19 protein-coding genes and 1 pseudogene are annotated in these 18,156 nt (G+C 62.8%); 12 read left to right on the forward strand and 8 right to left on the reverse strand.

Going from position 1 to position 18,156, the window contains the following annotated elements; translation table 11 throughout:
• Positions 1 to 13: 13 nt before the first annotated feature.
• The 3 genes from AB4O25_RS15340 to nrdR are packed head-to-tail and all read right to left on the reverse strand — an operon-like array spanning position 14 to position 2,318.
• Positions 14 to 676, reverse strand: coding sequence for a riboflavin synthase (locus AB4O25_RS15340; RefSeq protein WP_017525986.1), 663 nt, complete (start codon positions 674 to 676; stop codon positions 14 to 16).
• A gap of 47 nt (positions 677 to 723) precedes the next feature.
• Positions 724 to 1,851, reverse strand: a complete 1,128-nt coding sequence (ribD, locus tag AB4O25_RS15345; RefSeq protein WP_116079165.1) for a bifunctional diaminohydroxyphosphoribosylaminopyrimidine deaminase/5-amino-6-(5-phosphoribosylamino)uracil reductase RibD — start codon at positions 1,849 to 1,851, stop codon at positions 724 to 726.
• A complete protein-coding gene (gene nrdR / locus AB4O25_RS15350; RefSeq protein WP_026067112.1) occupies positions 1,848 to 2,318 on the reverse strand; it encodes a transcriptional regulator NrdR in 471 nt (156 codons plus the stop codon). The genes ribD and nrdR overlap by 4 nt, the downstream gene beginning before the upstream one ends.
• Positions 2,319 to 2,456: 138 nt before the next feature.
• Between nrdR and AB4O25_RS15355 the strand changes: the two genes are divergently transcribed.
• From AB4O25_RS15355 to trxA, 3 genes are read left to right on the forward strand one after another with little or no spacing between them, the layout of a single operon-like run.
• The gene (locus AB4O25_RS15355) at positions 2,457 to 2,912 is read left to right on the forward strand and encodes a YbaY family lipoprotein (protein ID WP_017525983.1); all 456 of its coding nucleotides are present in this window, start codon (positions 2,457 to 2,459) and stop codon (positions 2,910 to 2,912) included.
• A complete protein-coding gene (locus AB4O25_RS15360) occupies positions 2,909 to 3,571 on the forward strand; it encodes a class I SAM-dependent methyltransferase (protein WP_065879165.1) in 663 nt (220 codons plus the stop codon). The genes AB4O25_RS15355 and AB4O25_RS15360 overlap by 4 nt, the downstream gene beginning before the upstream one ends.
• A gap of 32 nt (positions 3,572 to 3,603) precedes the next feature.
• On the forward strand, positions 3,604 to 4,476 hold the full coding sequence (gene trxA, locus AB4O25_RS15365; RefSeq protein ID WP_017525981.1) for a thioredoxin: 873 nt from the start codon (positions 3,604 to 3,606) through the stop codon (positions 4,474 to 4,476).
• On the opposite strand, the gene AB4O25_RS15370 is transcribed toward trxA, so the two are convergent.
• On the reverse strand, positions 4,473 to 4,820 hold the full coding sequence (locus AB4O25_RS15370) for a hypothetical protein (RefSeq protein WP_065879164.1): 348 nt from the start codon (positions 4,818 to 4,820) through the stop codon (positions 4,473 to 4,475). The genes trxA and AB4O25_RS15370 overlap by 4 nt on opposite strands.
• A gap of 131 nt (positions 4,821 to 4,951) precedes the next feature.
• On the opposite strand from AB4O25_RS15370, the gene AB4O25_RS15375 reads away from it, so the two are divergent.
• The 5 genes from AB4O25_RS15375 (at position 4,952) to AB4O25_RS15395 (ending at position 8,866) form a co-directional block, all read left to right on the forward strand.
• Positions 4,952 to 5,554, forward strand: a complete 603-nt coding sequence (locus AB4O25_RS15375) for a DUF2796 domain-containing protein (protein WP_065879163.1) — start codon at positions 4,952 to 4,954, stop codon at positions 5,552 to 5,554.
• Positions 5,555 to 5,562: 8 nt separating this feature from the next.
• Positions 5,563 to 6,273: an ABC transporter ATP-binding protein gene (locus AB4O25_RS15380; RefSeq protein ID WP_068934173.1), complete on the forward strand. Its 711-nt coding sequence runs from the start codon at positions 5,563 to 5,565 to the stop codon at positions 6,271 to 6,273.
• Position 6,274: 1 nt separating this feature from the next.
• A complete protein-coding gene (locus AB4O25_RS15385) occupies positions 6,275 to 7,540 on the forward strand; it encodes an ABC transporter permease (RefSeq protein WP_065879162.1) in 1,266 nt (421 codons plus the stop codon).
• 11 nt (positions 7,541 to 7,551) lie between these two features.
• On the forward strand, positions 7,552 to 8,073 hold the full coding sequence (locus AB4O25_RS15390) for a DUF3299 domain-containing protein (protein ID WP_065879161.1): 522 nt from the start codon (positions 7,552 to 7,554) through the stop codon (positions 8,071 to 8,073).
• A gap of 94 nt (positions 8,074 to 8,167) precedes the next feature.
• Positions 8,168 to 8,866, forward strand: coding sequence for an OmpW/AlkL family protein (locus AB4O25_RS15395; protein ID WP_460149741.1), 699 nt, complete (start codon positions 8,168 to 8,170; stop codon positions 8,864 to 8,866).
• A 63-nt stretch (positions 8,867 to 8,929) separates the two neighbouring features.
• On the opposite strand, the gene AB4O25_RS15400 is transcribed toward AB4O25_RS15395, so the two are convergent.
• Together AB4O25_RS15400 and AB4O25_RS15405 are read right to left on the reverse strand one after the other, a co-directional pair.
• Positions 8,930 to 9,814, reverse strand: coding sequence for a sugar nucleotide-binding protein (locus AB4O25_RS15400; protein ID WP_017525974.1), 885 nt, complete (start codon positions 9,812 to 9,814; stop codon positions 8,930 to 8,932).
• Between the two features lie 177 nt (positions 9,815 to 9,991).
• The gene (locus AB4O25_RS15405; protein ID WP_460149742.1) at positions 9,992 to 12,091 is read right to left on the reverse strand and encodes a mechanosensitive ion channel family protein; all 2,100 of its coding nucleotides are present in this window, start codon (positions 12,089 to 12,091) and stop codon (positions 9,992 to 9,994) included.
• Between the two features lie 148 nt (positions 12,092 to 12,239).
• Between AB4O25_RS15405 and AB4O25_RS15410 the strand changes: the two are divergent.
• From AB4O25_RS15410 to AB4O25_RS15425, 4 genes and pseudogenes are all read left to right on the forward strand, one after another.
• Positions 12,240 to 13,153 (forward strand): annotated as a pseudogene (locus AB4O25_RS15410) (DUF72 domain-containing protein); the annotation flags it as partial.
• Positions 13,154 to 13,162: 9 nt separating this feature from the next.
• Positions 13,163 to 13,939, forward strand: a complete 777-nt coding sequence (locus tag AB4O25_RS15415; protein ID WP_017525971.1) for an endonuclease/exonuclease/phosphatase family protein — start codon at positions 13,163 to 13,165, stop codon at positions 13,937 to 13,939.
• Positions 13,936 to 15,204 carry a cardiolipin synthase ClsB gene (gene clsB, locus AB4O25_RS15420; protein ID WP_135196959.1) on the forward strand — a complete coding sequence of 423 codons (1,269 nt, stop codon included), beginning with the start codon at positions 13,936 to 13,938 and terminating at the stop codon, positions 15,202 to 15,204. Before AB4O25_RS15415 ends, clsB begins: the two co-directional genes overlap by 4 nt.
• Positions 15,194 to 16,138 (forward strand): lysylphosphatidylglycerol synthase domain-containing protein, encoded by a 945-nt coding sequence (locus AB4O25_RS15425; protein ID WP_068934167.1) that lies wholly within the window; start codon positions 15,194 to 15,196, stop codon positions 16,136 to 16,138. Before clsB ends, AB4O25_RS15425 begins: the two co-directional genes overlap by 11 nt.
• A gap of 51 nt (positions 16,139 to 16,189) precedes the next feature.
• Here AB4O25_RS15425 and AB4O25_RS15430 read toward each other — a convergent pair whose 3' ends face one another.
• Positions 16,190 to 16,945: an alpha/beta hydrolase family protein gene (locus AB4O25_RS15430; protein ID WP_017525968.1), complete on the reverse strand. Its 756-nt coding sequence runs from the start codon at positions 16,943 to 16,945 to the stop codon at positions 16,190 to 16,192.
• Entirely contained in the window at positions 16,935 to 18,044 is a 1,110-nt protein-coding gene (locus AB4O25_RS15435) for a DUF3182 family protein (protein ID WP_460149744.1), read from the reverse strand. Before AB4O25_RS15435 ends, AB4O25_RS15430 begins: the two co-directional genes overlap by 11 nt.
• Positions 18,045 to 18,156 lie beyond the last annotated feature (112 nt).

Below are 18,156 nucleotides of genomic sequence, written 5' to 3' on the forward strand. Positions count from 1 at the left end.
GGCACCCCCTTGGTCAGGATTTCAGGTAGCCGTTAGCGGCCAGAAAACTTTCAGTGATGTTCCCGGACGCAGGCTCTGCGGCCTTGTCGCCCATCAGCAGGCGTTCCAGGTAACGGGCAAGCAAGTCGACTTCCAGGTTCACCCGGCGACCCGGCTGGTACGACGCCATGATGGTTTCGCTCAGGGTGTGGGGAATGATGGTCAGTTCGAATTCGGCGCCATTCACGGCGTTCACGGTCAGGCTGGTGCCGTCGACGGTGATCGAGCCTTTGTGGGCGATGTACTTGGCCAGCTCTTTGGGCGCGCGGATGCGAAATTCCACGGCGCGCGCGTTTTCGCTGCGCGCGACCACTTCACCGACACCGTCGACATGGCCGCTGACCAGGTGGCCGCCCAGGCGCGTGGTGGGGGTCAGGGCTTTTTCCAGGTTGACCGGGCTGCCGGCCTTGAGGTCGTTCATCGCGGTGCAGTCCAGGGTTTCCCGGCTGACGTCGGCGGCAAAGCCGTTGCCAGGCAGCTCGACGACGGTCAGGCACACACCGCTGACGGCGATGCTGTCGCCCAGCTTGACGTCGCCGAGGTCGAGTTTGCCGGTTTCAACCAGCAGGCGCACGTCGCCGCCTTTGGGGGTCATTGCACGGATGCTGCCGATGGATTCGATAATGCCGGTGAACATTTCGTTCTCCTGAAAACGGGGGCTGACGCTCAAGCGCAGGCCGGGAATTATACGCTCGCTGCTGGCACAGGGATGGCAGTGACTCGCCAGTCATCGCCTACAGCGCGCACTTCAGTGATCTTGAGTTGGGGGGCATCGGCCAGTTTCTCAAGCGGCCAGTCGAGCAACGGCCGCGCAGCGGAACCGAGGAACTTGCCGGCGATGAAAATCACGTATTCGTCCACCAGGCCTTGTTGGGCAAATGCGCCTGCCAGGCTTGGGCCGGCTTCCACCAGCACCTCGTTGACGCCACGCGCAGCGAGGGCGACCAGGGCCGAGCGCAGGTCGACCTGGCCGTCCACGCCGGGCACCACCAGGCACTCGGGGCCACGGGGAAACTGGTTTTCCGGGGTGACGCACGTAATGACCAGTGCCGGGCCGGCCTTGAAGAATGGCGCATTGAGCGGCACGCGCAGGCGGCCGTCGATCAATACGCGCAGCGGCGGGCGCGACATGGCCAGGGCCGTGGTGGCGGCATCCAGGCCCAGCTCGGCGGCGCGCACGGTCAGGCGGGCGCCGTCCGCCAACACCGTGTCGGCGCCGGTCAGTACCACGCTGGCCTCGGCACGCAGGCGCTGCACCGCCGCGCGGGCAGCGGGGCCGGTGATCCATTGGCTTTCGCCGCTGGCCATGGCGGTGCGCCCGTCCAGGCTCATCGCCAGCTTGACCCGCACAAACGGCAGGCCATGTTCCATACGTTTGAGAAACCCCGGGTTCAACGCCCGCGCCTGAGCTTCCAGCACGCCGCTGCGAACCTCGATCCCGGCCTGGGCCAGACGCTGCATGCCGCGCCCCGCCACTTCCGGGTTCGGGTCCTGCATGCCGGCCACCACGCGCGCGACGCCGGCACTCACCAGCGCATCGGCGCAGGGCGGCGTGTGGCCGTGGTGGCTGCACGGTTCGAGCGTCACGTACACCGTGGCGCCACGGGCCTTGTCACCGGCGGCGCGCAGGGCGTTGGGTTCGGCATGCGGTTCGCCGGTGCGTTCGTGCCAACCTTCACCGACCACCTGCCCATCGCGCACGATCACGCAGCCCACTCGCGGGTTGGGGTGAGTGGTGTACAGGCCGTTGCGCGCCAATTCTAGGGCGCGGGCCATGTAGTGGGCGTCGAGCACTGCCTGTTCAGAGGTCATTGTTTGGCAGGCTCACGGGCCAGGCGGTCGATCTCTTCGCGGAACTCATTGAGGTCCTGGAAGCGTCGATACACCGAAGCGAAACGGATATAGGCGACTTCGTCGAGCTTTTGCAGCTCGCTCATCACCAGCTCTCCTACCACCAGGCTCTTGACCTCGCGCTCGCCGGTCGCCCGCAGCTTGTGCTTGATATGCGCCAGCGCCGCTTCCAGGCGCTCGACACTCACCGGGCGTTTTTCCAGGGCGCGCTGCATACCGGCGCGCAGTTTTTCTTCGTCGAAGGGCTGGCGGCTGCCGTCGGATTTGATCAGGCGCGGCAATACCAGTTCGGCGGTTTCGAAGGTGGTGAAACGTTCACCGCAGCCAGAGGCCAGGCATTCGCGCCGGCGACGCACTTGATCGCCCTCGGCGACCAGACGCGAGTCAATGACCTTGGTGTCGTTGGCACCGCAGAAGGGACAGTGCATGGTGGCAGGCAACAAAAAAGGGAGGGCCATGGTAGCGCATCCCCGTGGCAAGACAAGCCATAGCCTTTCCGGTATACAGGCGGGCTATTATGTTTGTTACCTTTCACGTCACGGATTTTGTCCTTTTTGGAGCCGTACATGCAGTTACGACCCTTTGTTTTGCTCGCTTTGTTCAGTGTTCTGGTCGCCTGCAGCAGCGAAGCCCCCAAACCGTCCACGCCTCAACCCGTGCCCGCGCAAGAGAAAAAAGTCCCAGGGATCGAAGACCTCGGCCCGTTGCCGGCGTACCAGCGTGAAATCAATGGCAGCCTGACCAACGTGCCTGCCGGCGCGGAAGTCGAGATGGCCCTGCTGGTGATCGACGACCGTTCACGCCCACAACAATTGCTCGCCAGCAGCGTGCTCACCGGCAACGGCAAGCCCCTGGCGTTCCGCCTGCGCTTCAACCCCGAGGCCTTCCCGGCCGGTGCGCGGGTCGAACTGCGCGGCCGCGCCAGCCAGTCTGGCCAGTTGATCCTGCACCTGCCCGCCGTGCGCATTACCCAGGCGATCACCCAGACCACCGGCCCACTGGAACTCGTCAAGGCACCATGACGCCACCGTTGGACTTGCAGCGCGCGCTGAGCGAGCTGATCGGCGACGCCCACTTGGTGCCCTGCCCGCTGCCGGGCACGCAGCTGTCGTTGTGGCTGCTGGATGCCGACAATATGGACCGCGCCTTCAGCCCCGAAGAAACCCGACGCATCCTGCACGAACCGCCCTACTGGAGCTTTTGCTGGGCGAGCGGCCTGGCATTGGCGCGCTACCTGGCGGCCAACCCCGAGTGGGTCGCCGGCAAACGCGTGCTGGATTTCGGCGCAGGCTCCGGCGTGGCTGCGATTGCGGCCGTCAAGGCAGGCGCATTGGAAGTGGTGGCCTGCGACCTGGACCCGCTGGCGTTAGCCGCTTGCCGCGCAAATGCCGCGCTCAATAACGTGGCATTGACCTATTCGGCGGACTTTTTCGCCGAGGCTGACCGCTTCGACCTGATCCTGGTGGCCGATGTGCTCTATGACCGCGCCAACCTGCCGCTGCTGGACCAGTTCCTCACCCGTGGCCGCGAAGCGCTGGTGGCGGATTCGCGAGTGCGAGACTTCCAGCATCCGAGCTATCAGCGCCTGGAAATCCTGGATGCCCTGACCCTGCCCGACCTGGCCGAGCCTTGGGAGTTTCGCAAGGTGAGCCTGTACCATTCGCGGCGCCAGCCCTTATAGTTGCCCCATTCCCGCTTTATTCGAGACGCCCCATGAGTGAGCCCACGCCGTACATCTTCGACGTCACCAGCGCCAACTTCGACCAGGCCGTGATTCAGAACTCTTTCGAAAAACCCGTATTGGTGGATTTCTGGGCCGAGTGGTGCGCGCCGTGCAAGGCGTTGATGCCGATGCTGGCGCAGATTGCCGAGAGTTATCAGGGTGAGTTGCTATTGGCCAAGGTCGATTGCGAAGCCGAGCAGGATATCGTCGCGCGGTTTGGCATCCAAAGCCTGCCGACCGTGGTGCTGTTCAAGGATGGCCAGCCGGTCGACGGTTTTGCCGGGGCGCAGCCCGAATCAGCGGTGCGCGCGCTGCTCGCGCCGCATGTGCAGATGCCACCGCCCGCGGCGGCAGATCCGTTGGAACAGGCCCAGGCATTGTTCGCCGAAGGCCGCATCAGCGATGCCGAAGCCGTGCTGGTCGCGCTGCTGGGCGAGGACAACAGCAACGCCGCCGCGCTGATTCTGTACGCCCGCTGCCTGGCCGAACGCGGTGAGCTGGGTGAAGCCCAGACCGTGCTCGACGCGGTGAAAAGCGATGACCATAAAGCCGCCCTCGCCGGCGCCAAGGCGCAAATCACCTTCCTGCGCCAGGCTGCCGACCTGCCGGACGCCGCCGACCTGAAAAGCCGCCTGGCGCAAAACCCGCAGGACGATGAAGCCGCCTATCAACTGAGCATCCAGCAACTGGCCCGCCAGCAATACGACGCGGCGCTGGAAGGACTGCTCAAATTGTTTATCCGCAACCGCAGCTACAGTGAAGGCCTGCCGCACAAGACCTTGCTGCAGGTGTTCGAGTTGCTGGGCAACGATCACCCGCTGGTCACTGCATACCGCCGCAAATTATTCGCTGCGCTGTACTAATCGCCGACCCAGCTGTACAGCGGCGTATCCCCGCCGCTGGCGACTTTGACCTTGGCACTGTGGCGCAGGCGCACGAGCAGGCGCTTACCCGCCGAGGCGTCGCCGGCCAGGCCTTCGAGCCGGTCGAGCAGTTCCAGGCCGCTGAGCTGCCCGGCGTTGCGCAACAGGTCTTGGGCGCTCTGCCATAATTCATCGTTGTGTTTAGCCGGTGCCGCCGGCGCGGTGGCCGTGTTGGCCACGGGCGCCGCCTGCAACTGCGCGCCCAGCCGTGCCCAATCGCCGTCGTCCAGCTCCAGGGTCAAGTCCACCGGCAGGTTGCCGACGGTTCCACGAATTCGCAACATCGTCCTCACTCCTGCATTTTTCTGACGGGCATGCTCCCATGCGGCTTGCGCAACGCCAAGCAGGCGGTCAAACTCTCGGGCATATTGTTATAAGATCACATAACAAAACTTTCATCTTCTGGAGTGTACTCATGCGCCGTCTGTTGCTCGCTTTGCCGTTTGCCCTGCTGCCACTGGCCATTGCCCATGCCGCAGACGAACATGATCACGACCATGAGCACGGCAGCCTCGGTGCCCACGAACATGGCGTGGGCCGCCTCAACGCGGCACTCGACGGCCAGGCCCTGGAGCTGGAGCTGGACAGCCCGGCAATGAACCTGGTGGGCTTCGAACACCTCGCCAGTAGCGCGGCGGACAAAGCCAAGGTCGCCGCCGTGCGCAAACAACTTGAAAACCCACTGGCCCTGTTCAACCTGCCAGAGGCCGCCGGTTGCGTGGTCAGCAGCCAGGAACTGAACAGCCCCCTGTTCGGCGACAAACCCGAGGCCGACCACGACGACGATGATGATGACCATGACGCCAAGGACGGCGCCCATGAGCATCACCACGACCACAGCGAAATCCACGCCCACTACCAGTTCACCTGCGCCACGCCGACCGCGCTGAGCAACCTGGACCTGAGCCAGGTCTTCAAGACCTTCCCCGCCACCCAGAAAATTCAGGTACAACTGATCGGCCCAAGCGGCCAGCAGGGTGTTGATGCGACGGCCCAGGCAGCCACCCTGAAGTTCTGAGATACCCAATGACTCAAGCCTTAATCGAACTGTCTGACCTGGGCTTCAACTGGCCCGGTCACCCACAGTTGCTGGACATCCCCACGTTCCGTCTGGAACGCGGGGAAACGCTATTTCTCAAAGGCCCCAGCGGGAGTGGCAAGACCACCTTGCTGGGTTTGCTCGGCGGGGTGCAAAAACCCAGCCGGGGCAGCATTCGCCTGCTCGACCAGGAGTTGACCGCACTGTCGGCCGGCGCCCGCGACCGTTTCCGGGTTGACCACACCGGCTATATCTTCCAGCAGTTCAACCTGCTGCCGTTTCTGTCGGTGCGCGAGAACGTCGAGTTGCCTTGTCACTTTTCCAAGCTGCGCGCGCAACGCGCCAGGCAGCGCCACGGCAGCGTGGCCCAGGCCGCCGCCGCCCTGCTTGCGCACCTGGGGTTGAAAGACAACGAGCTGCTGGAGCGTCGCGCCGACTCGCTGTCCATCGGCCAGCAGCAACGGGTGGCCGCCGCCCGCGCGCTGATCGGCCAACCGGAACTGGTGATTGCCGACGAGCCCACCTCGGCCCTGGACTACGACGCCCGCGAAGCCTTCCTGCAACTGTTATTTGCCGAATGCCGCGAAGCCGGCGCGAGCCTGTTGTTTGTCAGCCATGACCAGAGCCTGGCGCCGTTGTTCGACCGCAACCTGTCGCTGGCCGAACTCAATCGCGCCGCCACGCCCGCAGAGGTTTGAGATGTATTTGTTTCGTCTAGCCATGGCCAGCCTGGCTAACCGCCGCTTTACCGCGATCCTCACCGCTTTCGCCATCGCCCTGTCGGTGTGCCTGTTGCTGGCGGTGGAGCGCGTACGCGTTGAGGCGCGCAACAGTTTCGCCAGCACCATCAGCGGCACCGACCTGATCGTCGGTGCGCGTTCCGGCTCGGTGAACCTGCTGCTGTATTCGGTATTTCGCATCGGCAACGCCACCAACAATATCCGCTGGGACAGCTTCGAGCATTTTGCCGCCAACCCCCAGGTGAAATGGGCGATCCCGATTTCCCTCGGCGACTCTCACCGCGGCTACCGGGTGATGGGCACCAACGATTCCTACTTTGCGCACTACCAGTACGGGCGCAAACAACACCTCGAACTGGCCAGCGGCCGCGCCTTCGCCACCGACCCGTTCGAGGTGGTACTCGGCGCCGAAGTCGCCGACGCGTTGCACTACAAACTCGGCGACAAACTGGTACTGGCCCACGGTGTGGCGGTGGTCAGCCTGGTCAAGCACGATGACAAACCGTTCACCGTGGTCGGCATTCTCAAGCGCACCGGCACGCCGGTGGACCGCACGTTGCACATCAGCCTGGGTGGCATGGAAGCCATCCACATCGACTGGCACAACGGCGTGCCGGCCCAGGGCAAAGGCCGCATCAGCGCCGACCAGGCGCGCAACATGGACCTGACCCCGCAGGCCATCACCGCCTTCATGCTCGGCCTGAACAACAAGATTTCCACCTTCGCCCTGCAACGGGAGATCAACGAATTTCGCGGTGAACCGATGCTGGCGATCCTGCCGGGCGTGGCGCTGCAAGAGCTGTGGAGCATGATGGGCACCGCCGAAAAAGCCCTGTTCGTGATCTCGCTGTTCGTGGTGCTGACCGGTTTGATCGGCATGCTCACGGCGATCCTCACCAGCCTCAACGAACGTCGCCGCGAAATGGCGATTTTGCGTTCGGTGGGCGCGCGGCCTTGGCACATCGCTACGTTGCTGATCTTCGAAGCATTCGCCCTGGCCTTGTCCGGCGTGATCGCAGGCGTCGGTCTGCTGTATGTATGCATCGCCGCCTCGCGCGGGTATTTGCAGGCCAACTATGGCCTGGACCTGCCGATGGCGTGGCCGAGCGAATATGAATGGACCTTGCTCGCCGGTATCCTGGGCGCTGCGCTGTTGATGGGCAGCGTGCCCGCGTGGCGCGCCTACCGCCAGTCTTTGGCCGATGGCCTGTCCATCCGTTTATGAGGAAGGTTTCGATGCGTCGTGCCCTGTTTGCGCTGTTGTTGCTGGTGGCCGTGCCCGCGTGGGCGCAGGATCAGCCCAAGGATTTGTCCTGGCAGGAGATGATCCCGCCGGACGCCCCGCCGGAAGTGCCCAATATGAAACCGCTGCACAACCTGTCGAACATGGCCGATGCCTTGTCGGTGGAAGCCGCGCCGGCCGCCAAGCAGGATTTGCCCAACGCGCCGGTGGTGCAAAGCCTCAATGGTCAGCATATTCGCTTGCCGGGCTATATCGTGCCGCTGGAAGTCAGCGAAGAAGGCCGCACCACCGAGTTCTTGCTGGTGCCGTATTTCGGCGCGTGCATCCACGTGCCGCCGCCGCCGTCGAACCAGATCGTGCATGTAAAAAGCGAAGTCGGCGTGAAGCTCGACGAGCTGTACCAGCCGTATTGGATTGAAGGCGCGATGCAGGTCAAACCGTCCACCAGCGAACTGGCCGACGCCGGCTACCAGATGGATGCCGAGAAAATTTACATGTACGAACTGCCGGAATAACGCTGATCGCCCTTTCATTGAGCTGAGTCAACGGACAGAACGGAACGATCTTTACCATTGGACGTACAACTTTTAAACGTCCTTTGGAGCTCCCATGAACAAGTCTCTGCTCGGCGCGTCCCTCTTCGCGCTCGCCCTCGTCACCCCCGTTGCCCACGCTCACGAAGCGGGTGACATTCTGATTCGCGCCGGTGCAATCACCGTGAACCCGAAGGCCGACAGCAGCACTGTCAAAGTTGACCAGGGCCCACTGGCCGGCGCCAACCTGGGCGGTAAGGCGACCATGAGCAGCGACACGCAACTGGGCTTGAACTTCGCCTATATGCTGACCAACCACGTGGGTATCGAACTGCTGGCGGCCACGCCCTTCGAGCATGACGTGAAGATCAAAGGCACCGCCCTCGGCGCCGCCAACGGCAAGCTCGGCACCCTGAAGCACCTGCCGCCAACCCTGAGCGTCGTGTACTACCCGCTGGACAACAAGTCCGCCTTCCAGCCCTACGTCGGCGCCGGTATCAACTACACCTGGATCTACGACGAACACGTCGGCAGCCGCGCCTCCGAAGCCGGCTTCAGCAATTTCAAAGCCGAAAACTCTTGGGGTTGGGCCGCGCAGATCGGTGCTGACTACATGATCAACGACAAGTGGATGATCAACGCCCAGGCGCGTTACATCGACATCAGCACCAAGGCCACTGTGGAAAACAACGCGGTCGCGCCGGGCACTCGCGCCAAGGTAAATGTGGACGTAGACCCGATGGTTTACATGGTGGGTATTGGCTACAAGTTCTAATCGGCACCGCATAACCCATGTGGGAGGGGGCTTGCTCCCTCCCACATTTTGCTTTGCGGTGGCTCAGCTGTGGCGGTAGAACCTGTCCAGCAACGCCGGCAGCCCCGCCCGCCATGCCCGTGGCTTGATGCCAAAGGTATGCAGGATTTTCTTGCAGGCCAGCACCGCGTGCTGCGGTTCGTCCGCCGCGTCCGGCCGGGCCGCGTGGGCCTGGGCGGTAGGCGCTTCGATGGCCAGCGCGTGGTAGCTGCGCGCTTCGGTGAGTATCGCCTGGCCCAGCGCCAGCGGCGTGGTCGCCTCATGCCCGGCGTAGTGGTAGGTGCCCCATAGCGGCGCCGCGCAATCGAGTTGCTTGAGCACCGAAATGATCACCCGCGCCGCATCGTCCACCGGTGTCGGGTTGCCGCGACGGTCGTCCGCCATCAGCAATTGATCCGGTTGTTCGGCCTGGGCCAGAAAGCGCCCCAAGGTGCCGTCGACACTGTCGTCCAGCAACCAGCCAAAGCGCAGCAGCACATGCTGCGGGCACGTGGCACGCACGCTCTGTTCGATACGCCACAACGCCTGGCCGCGCAGGCCCAGGGGCACCGGCTCGTCCTTCTCGCTGTAGGCGGTGGCGCGGGAGCCATCGAACACGCGGTAACTGGACGGTTGCACCAAGGTGATGGTGTGGTGCTGACAGAGTTCGGCCAGGCGTTCGATGGCGAACTCCTGGGCGGCCAAACGGGTTTCGCTGACCGCTTCGGCCTGGAACCAGTCGAAATAGTAGGCGAGGTTGATCAAGGCATCGGGACGGGTGTCGTCGAGCAATTGGGTGAGGCTCGCGGCATCCCAGCCGTCTTGGGGCGGTTTAGGGGCGAGGAAACCGATGTCTTCCTCCGCACCGAGGCGAATCAGCGCCTGCCCGAGGGCATTCCCGCCGCCCAGTAACATAAGGCGCATTCGCATAGATTGAGCAGGCCCGGTCTGTTGGGAACGATGGTTATGGTCGGCAGGCCCGTGAGCCTTGCCGTTGGCATTTGCCAGAATCGTTGCATTTTGCGGGTTTGTAGCGCAACCGTCACGGATAAAGTACGCACTGGCAACGTGTTGGCCGTCATTGCGAGCAAGCCAGAGCAGCCAACCTCATTCTTGTTGCCCGGGCTGCTCGGTCAGCGCCGCCGAGGCGGGCCTATCCTCATCCACCTGCGCCATCCGCCGGGGCAACAAAACCTGCTGTGGATAAATTTGTGCGAAGTGCACCTCGGCGCAGTTATCCACAAGCTTTTTCAAGCGCTGGTTAAACGCCCGGCTCACCGCATATTGCCCGCCCGAGACGGTACGAAACTGCGCCGTGAGCACGACGCCGTTGAGGTCCATCCTGTCGACGCCAAACACTTCCAGCGGGCCTTGCAGGTTGTACTTGAGGAACACATCGTCGCGGATCGACTGCCCGGCCTCGCGAATCAGCTCCACGGCCTTGTCCACATCGGTGTCGTAGGTGAACTGCACCGAGAAGAACGCATAAGCAAATTGCCGCGACTGGTTGGTGACCGCCTTGATCTGCCCAAACGGAACCGAGTGGACAAAGCCCTTGCCGTCGCGCAGGCGCAGGGTGCGAATGGTCAGGCCTTCGACCGTGCCGGCGTGGCCGGAGTCGAGCACCACCCAATCGCCGATGGACAATGTGTCTTCGATGATGATGAACAGCCCGGTGATCACATCCTGCACCAGTTGCTGGGAGCCAAAGCCAATGGCCAGCCCGACCACGCCGGCGCCCGCCAGCAGCGGCGCGACGTTGATGCCCAGATTGGCCATGGTGGTGATCGCGCAGATCACCACCAGAATGATCTTCACCGCATTGCGCAGCAGCGGCAGGATGGTTTTGACCCGTGTGCTCGGTTGGCGGCTGGCGCGTTTATTCACCGGTGGTTTCAGCGCTTCCTGGATGGCCGTGTCGAGCACCACCCAGAACAGCCAGGTCACCAGCAGGATCAGCCCGATGCTGCTCAAGGAGTTGCTGATGGCGCGACCTATGGAGTTGCGCTCGGCAAACTCAAACAATGACACGCCCCAGATGCGCCCGAGGATTTCGATAAAAGCCACGGCCATGACAATGCGCAAGACCGCGTGCAACAAGCTGAGGAAGCGCTCTTTGTAGGCACTGCTGCGCTGGATCGCCACCTGGCTGCGGGATTTGAACAGGTGCTGCAACACTGTGCTGAGAAATACCGTGCCGATCAGCAGGATGGTGGTGAACAGTGCGCAGCGCAGGACCTTTTGATTATCATCACCGGCGCCGATCAGGTTGATCGCCGAGACCAGCACCATCAATAAAATCGGCCAGTACCACAGCCCGGAGAAGATCCGCAGCGATTGCTGCAAAGCCGGGTGTTTGAGGCGCTGGGCCAGTGGCCGGTTGCGGATCAAATGCGCGACAGGCCTGCGCAGGCGCACCACCAGCACGCCGAAAATCAGCGTCGCGAACAGCGCGGTAAATACCGCGACGCTGCTGGTGATATTGCCGCCAAGTTGACGGGCGATTTGCGGGCTGGTCAGCGCGTCACTGAGGGCGGCGAGAAAGCCGATCAGGAACAGCGGTTTGGGGCAGTAGCCGCGAATAATCCGCACCGCCCGGCGCTTATGGCCGACAGTGAACATCACGATCACGCACAGCAGCATCGAGGTGGTAAAGATGCCGCTGCTGGTCGCATAGGCAAAACACAGCGCCAGTGCGCGGCCGACCGAAGTGGCTAAAAAATGACTGACATACAGGGTCAGCGGCAGGCAAATCAGGGCCGGGATCGTATAGGGCAGCACATAGCCAAGCACGCCCAGCAGGCGCCCGCGCCGTTCGACGAATGCGCGCTGGCTCAGGCGCCGCACGAGCAGTCGCCCCAGCAGCGTCAGCAGCGCAAAGGCGCCCAGCCACACACCCGACAACAAGAGGAAATCGCCGGCCACGCTCCACGGCGAACGCGCAGCCGTCTGGTCGACCAGGCGCCCGACTTCGTTCGCGGCCCGGTCGGCACGCAGGCGCCATTCGTCAATGACGTTCTGATTGAGATCCAGCTTCTGCTGTACGTCATCAATGCTGGAACTGATGGCGCCAAGCAGCCCGCCCTCCACCAGCAACTCCGGTTTGGCCGGCGCCTCCGGTTCCGGCGCGGTCGCCGCGGCGTGCAACGCGCCGTTGCCGCAACACAGCAGCACGCCGAGCAGTAAGGCAGTTTTTAAGTTCAGCAAAACTCCGAGCTCCTTCAGACGGGTCCGTAAGGAACTGACGGATTTGCGCTCTGATCGTTCCCGGGAATGTGCCGTCTGTAGGAACAGCGAAACTTTCAGCCAAATAGCGCAGTCATCCCACAACGACCCTATCTCTACGGGAGCAACCATGGCGGCGATTCATATCGGCATTTCCGGCTGGCGCTACACGCCCTGGCGCGGGGCTTCTACCCCCAGGGGCTGACTCAGAAACGCGAATTGCAGTTTGCCTCGCGTGCCGTCAACAGTATCGAAATCAACGGCTCCTTCTATGCCTTGCAAACTCCCCAGCGTTACGCCGAGTGGTATGCCGACACGCCTGAAGCGTTCATGTTCAGCGTCAAGGCGCCGCGCTACATCACGCACACCCTGCGCTTGAAGGACGCACACGCGGCCATGGCCAATTTCTTTGCCTCCGGCGTGCTTGAACTCAAAGAAAAGCTGGGCGCCATCCTTTGGCAATTCCCGCCCAGTTTCAAATTTGATCCCGCGTTGTTCGAAGGCTTTTTAAAGCAATTACCCACCGACACCCAACAGGCCGCCGCCCTCGCCCGCCAGCATGAGCCGCGCCTGAACGGCAAGGCGAGCCTGCAAGCCCACGGCAAACGCGTGCTGCGCCATGCGGTGGAGATACGGCATAAAAGTTTTGCCGAACCGGCCTTTGTGCAATTGCTTGAGCAGCACGGCGTAGCCTTGGTGGTGGCGGACACCGCCGGCAAGTGGCCGTATCTGGAAGACGTCACCGCCGATTTCGTGTACCTGCGCCTGCACGGCGATAAGCAGTTGTACGCCAGCGGTTATACGAGCGAGGCGCTCAAGCGCTGGGGTGACCGCATCGAGTGCTGGCGCCACGGCAAACAACCGCCGGACGCTCACCTGATCGACCCGCATCACACGCCCCATGCGCGTAAGCAGCGTGATGTGTTCTGTTTTTTCGACAATGACATCAAGGTGCGGGCGCCCTTCGACGCGCGCCAATTGCTCCACCGTTTCGGGTTGGATAAACACCTCGCCACCGAGCCCGGCCAACTGCCGCAACCGGGGGGTATTGCCATGACCCACCCGGAACTGATCCCCACCCCGCCCTCCGCCGCCATCCGACGTTTTACGGTGCTGACGGTGAATATTCACAAGGGCTTCACCGCCCTGAACCGGCGTTTCATCCTGCCCGAGTTGCGCGAGGCGGTGCGCAGCGTAGGCGCCGACATGGTGTTTTTGCAGGAGATCCACGGCACTCATGAACGCCATCCACAGCGCTACAGCGACTGGCCGAGCATGCCGCAATATGAGTTCCTCGCCGACAGCATCTGGCCGCAGTTTGCCTACGGGCGCAACGCGGTTTACCCCCATGGCGATCATGGCAATGCACTGCTGTCGAAATTCCAGATCGTGCGCCACGACAACCTGGACATATCCCAAAGCGGGCACGAAAACCGTGGCCTGCTGCATTGCGTGCTGCGCCTGCCGGGTACCGGGCAAGAAGTCCACGCGATCTGTATGCACCTGGGCTTGCGCGAGGTCCATCGCCAGCAGCAACTGCGCCTGCTGGAGCAGCGTATCAGTGAGATTCCCGCCGATGCGCCGTTGGTGGTGGCCGGGGATTTCAACGATTGGCGCCAGCGCGCCGACCTGAGCCAGAGCGGCCTCAAGGAAGTGTTCGTCGAAGCCTTGGGCAAGCCGGCGCGCACCTTTCCCGCGCGCCTGCCGTTGCTCGCGCTGGACCGCATTTACGTGCGCAACTTAAAGGCCCATCACCCGAAAGTGCTGAACACACGGCCCTGGTCCCATCTGTCGGACCATGTGCCGCTCTCGGTGGAGGTCGAACTATGAACGTCGCGGTAGAGCACATCCCCACCGACCAACCGCCGGATGAAACCAAGGCCCGCGACCTGGACTACGGCTGGCAAAGCGGCAACCAGATCCAGTTGCTGGAGAACGGCGAGGCCTACTTTCCACGGGTGTTCGAGGCCATGCGCCAAGCCCAGCGCGAGATCCTGCTGGAGACGTTCATCCTCTTCGAAGACAAGGTGGGGTACGCGCTGCAACGCATCCTGATCGCGGCGGCGCAGCGTGGCGTGAAGGTGGTGGTGAGCCTTGACGGTTTTGGCTGTGGCGAACTGAGCCCGGCGTTCCTGAGCGAATTGGCCGACGCCGGGGTGATGGTGCAAATGTTTGATCCCGCCGCCAAAACCCTCGGCATCCGCACCAACTGGTTTCGCCGCCTGCATCGCAAGATCGTGGTGGTGGATGCCAGCGTGGGGTTTATCGGCGGGATCAATTTTTCGGCCGATCACCTGGCCGATTTCGGCGCCGAAGCCAAACAGGATTACGCCGTGCAAGTGGTTGGCCCGGCAGTGGCCGACCTGCATCACTTCGCCCTGGCGCAAAGCGGCCGCCAAGTGCGCACGCGACGCGGTTGGCGGCGCCGCCAGCAACGGCCTGCGCCTTGGTCGACCGAGCAGGGCGATGGCTGGGTACGTTTGATTTACCGCGACAACCTGCAACACCGCGACGATATCGAAGAGGCCTATATCCAGGCACTGAGCAAAGCCCAAACACGGGCGGTGATCGCCAATGCGTATTTCTTTCCCGGCTACCGCCTGCTGCGCGAGATCCGTAATGCCGCACGCCGTGGCGTGCAGGTGCAACTGATCATGCAGGGCCAGCCCGACGTGCTGCTGGCCAAGCTGGCGGCGCGCATGCTCTACGACTACCTGCTCAAGGATGGCGTGGTGATCCACGAATACTGCCAGCGCCCGCTGCACGGCAAAGTGGCGCTGGTGGACGACGCCTGGAGCACCGTGGGCTCCAGCAACCTGGACCCGTTGAGCCTGGCGCTGAACCTGGAAGCCAACGTGCTGATTGGCGACCGTGCGTTCAACCAGCAGTTGTATGAACGCCTGCAAGCCCTTGCGAAAAATCACTGCCGGACCATCCCGCAAAAGCGCAAGCCGCGCCTATGGCTGTGGCGATTGACCGTGGGTTTCCTGGTGTTCCATGTGATGCGCCACTTCCCGGCGCTGACCGGCTGGCTGCCGGCGCACAAACCGCGCTTGAAACCTTTTGTACACGAGGGCCAGGCCCATGACGTCTGAACGCTTCAAACGCTGGAAGAAACCCCTGACCGTCGCATTCTTCCTGCTGCTGATCGCGCTGTTCACCCTGCTCGCTCGCAGGATCGACTGGAGCGAAGTGGTCCAGACCTTGGGCGATTTCAAACTGCGCACGTTGTTGGTCGCCAGCGCGCTGACCTTATGCAGCTTTATCGTCTACGCCTGCTTCGACCTGATCGGCCGCACCTACATCCGCCAGCCCTTGCGCTGGAAGCAGATCCTGCCGGTGGGGATCATCAGCTACGCGTTCAACCTCAACCTGAGCGCGTGGGTCGGCGGCATCGCCATGCGCTACCGGCTGTACTCGCGCCTGGGGGTGAGCACCGGCAATATCGCCAAGATCCTCGGCTTGAGCCTGGCCACCAATTGGTTTGGCTACATGGCATTGGCCGGCGCGGTGTTCAGCAGCGGGCTGGTGACGATGCCGCCGGGCTGGAAGCTGAGCAGCGGCGCCTTGCAGGGGGTGGGCGTGCTGTTGGTGCTGGCCAGTCTGGGTTACCTGGCGGCGTGCCGGTTTGCAAAAAAACGCGCCTGGTCGATTCGCGGCATCGAGATCAACCTGCCCTCGCTGCGCATGGCCTGCTTGCAGTTGGCCCTGGGTGCGCTGAATTGGTCGCTGATGGCCGCGGTGATTTTTACCCTGCTGCCCGCCAAGCTGGACTATCCACTGGTACTCGGCGTGTTGCTGATCAGCGCGATTGCCGGGGTGTTGACGCATATCCCGGCCGGGCTCGGCGTGCTGGAAGCGGTGTTCATCGGCTTGTTGCAGCATGAAGCATCACGGGGCAGTTTGTTGGCCGGCTTGATTGCTTATCGGGCGATCTACTTTATTTGCCCGCTGCTGATTGCGCTGGTGATGTACCTGGCGGTGGAGGCCAAGGCGAAGGCGTTGCGGGTTAAGAAAACCGCCACGTGAGGGAAGAGTTGCCGGGCGTACCGCCTTCGCGGGTACGCCCACCTACACGAATTACCTGGACTGGATGATGCTCAAGCGCTCCCCCACTACCATCTCGGTGATCCAGTCCACCAGGATCGACGTGTAAGCCTGTTGCGACACCGGATCACTCAAGGCATGGTCGGCACCGTCGATGATGCGGTGCGTCAGGGAATGGGTCTGCTGGCACGCCGCGCGGTAGCTCATGATGGTGGCGTGGGGCACATGGTCGTCGGTTTCCGATTCGACGATCAGCACATCCCCGGTAAATGCCGAGCACGCCTGCAAGGCGCGATTGGTTTGCGCATGCACCAGCGTACTGCGGTAATCCATCAAGTCCATCTTGTCCAGGTCACGCTTGGGCTTGGTCCATTCCTGGTCGCGATACAGCGCCGGCACCCGCAGCGCCAGCCAGCGTACCGGGCGCAACGACGTCAGGATCGCGGCCAGGTAACCGCCATAACTGGTGCCCACCACGGCCACCGCCGACGTGTCGATAGCCGGGTGCGAGAGCAGCCGGTCGTAGGCGGCCAACAGGTCGCGCAGGTTGTCTTCGCGGGTGACGCGCGATAGCGGAATACCGGTGCCGGCATGGCCGCGCAGGTCGAAGGTGAGGCACACACAGCCGAGGCCGGCGATGCCTTTGGCGCGCTCAAGGTCGCGCTCCTGGCTACCGCCCCAACCGTGTACGAACAACACGCCCGGCACTTTGGATTTGGGGCTCAGGAACGTCCCGCTCATCTGTTCGTCGTCGATATCGATCGCAATGCTTTCGCTTCTAGCCGTCATAAGAGTTAACCGTTACGTACTTAAGGAGAAAGTCGCTGTTTTGCGCCGGGCCGCGGTACACCTCGATGGCGTCCGCCGGCAGCGCCTGCTCCACGTAGGTCTCTACCGAGGACACACGAATGGCCTTGAGACCTGGTTGATTGACAAAGCTCTGCAGCGCCGCGACTTCCGCGCTGCTGGCCCCGCCCATGCGCCAGGATTGTTCAAGCACGCCACTGCGGCGCTGGCCATCACTGTCCAGGCCCTGGGCGATGTCGTAGTTGCGCCGCGAGGCGTAGAAGCCGGGGTAGGCTTCATCCGCGGCGGCATCGAAGACCTGGGCTTGCTCGATAGCCAGGCGCACATCGTCGGGCAGGTCGAGCTTCAGCAAATCCGCGTAATCACCCGGCACCACCAGCAGGTTGGAGCCGCCATAGACCTTCTCGCCCTGCCCGTCCTCGGTGAGGTATTGCTCGCCGCAATAGCTGAACACACGCTCGCCGATACAACTGTGGCCCACACTATGGGTGACCACATCGTGCAGGTCTTGTTCCAGCACCACGCCTTGGTTGAACAGTTGCGCCGCATCGGGCCGCGCCAGCAGCGCATCGAATTCGTCGAGGCTGTGGATAACTTCCTGACCGCGCCCAGCACACGCATGCACCGGTTTCAGCCGAATGGGCCCGCTGTAGAGCAAGCGCGTGGCGGCGGGCCGTGCATCGTCCAGGGCAAATACGCTGAGGCCGTCGAGCACCACATCGCGTACACGCTCACAGAACAACGCCGACCAGCCTTCGGGCGCCTTGGCTTCGGGACCTAACAGGCCATGGCTGATGGCTTTGGTGCAGATGAAATCGTGCTCGACATACCCGCCCCACAAGTCTTGCGGGCCTCTGATATTCAGGGCGAGCGCCTGCTCCGGCCCCACCAACGTTTGGGTGGGCAGCAGGTAAAGTTCGCGGCCTGCGTGTTTTTGCCGGTCGTAGCTACCACCGAATTCAAGCCCCAGGACCTGCGCCAGCCAACGGGCCAAGGCGCGGTTGGTGTCGACTTCATGCTGTGGCGCGCCCGCTCGCGAGGAGTGAGCAACCACCAGTTTTTTACATTGATTTGGGGTCATGCTTCCCCCTTGGCTATCCCACCGTGTGTGTACAACAAGGGGTTGCAGGGATCAGGCCAAGGCTGATTGACGCGTAGGGTCCGGAATTTCATCCGTTGTGGAAAAAAAGATG

This window comes from Pseudomonas sp. S3_A03 (assembly GCF_054668275.1).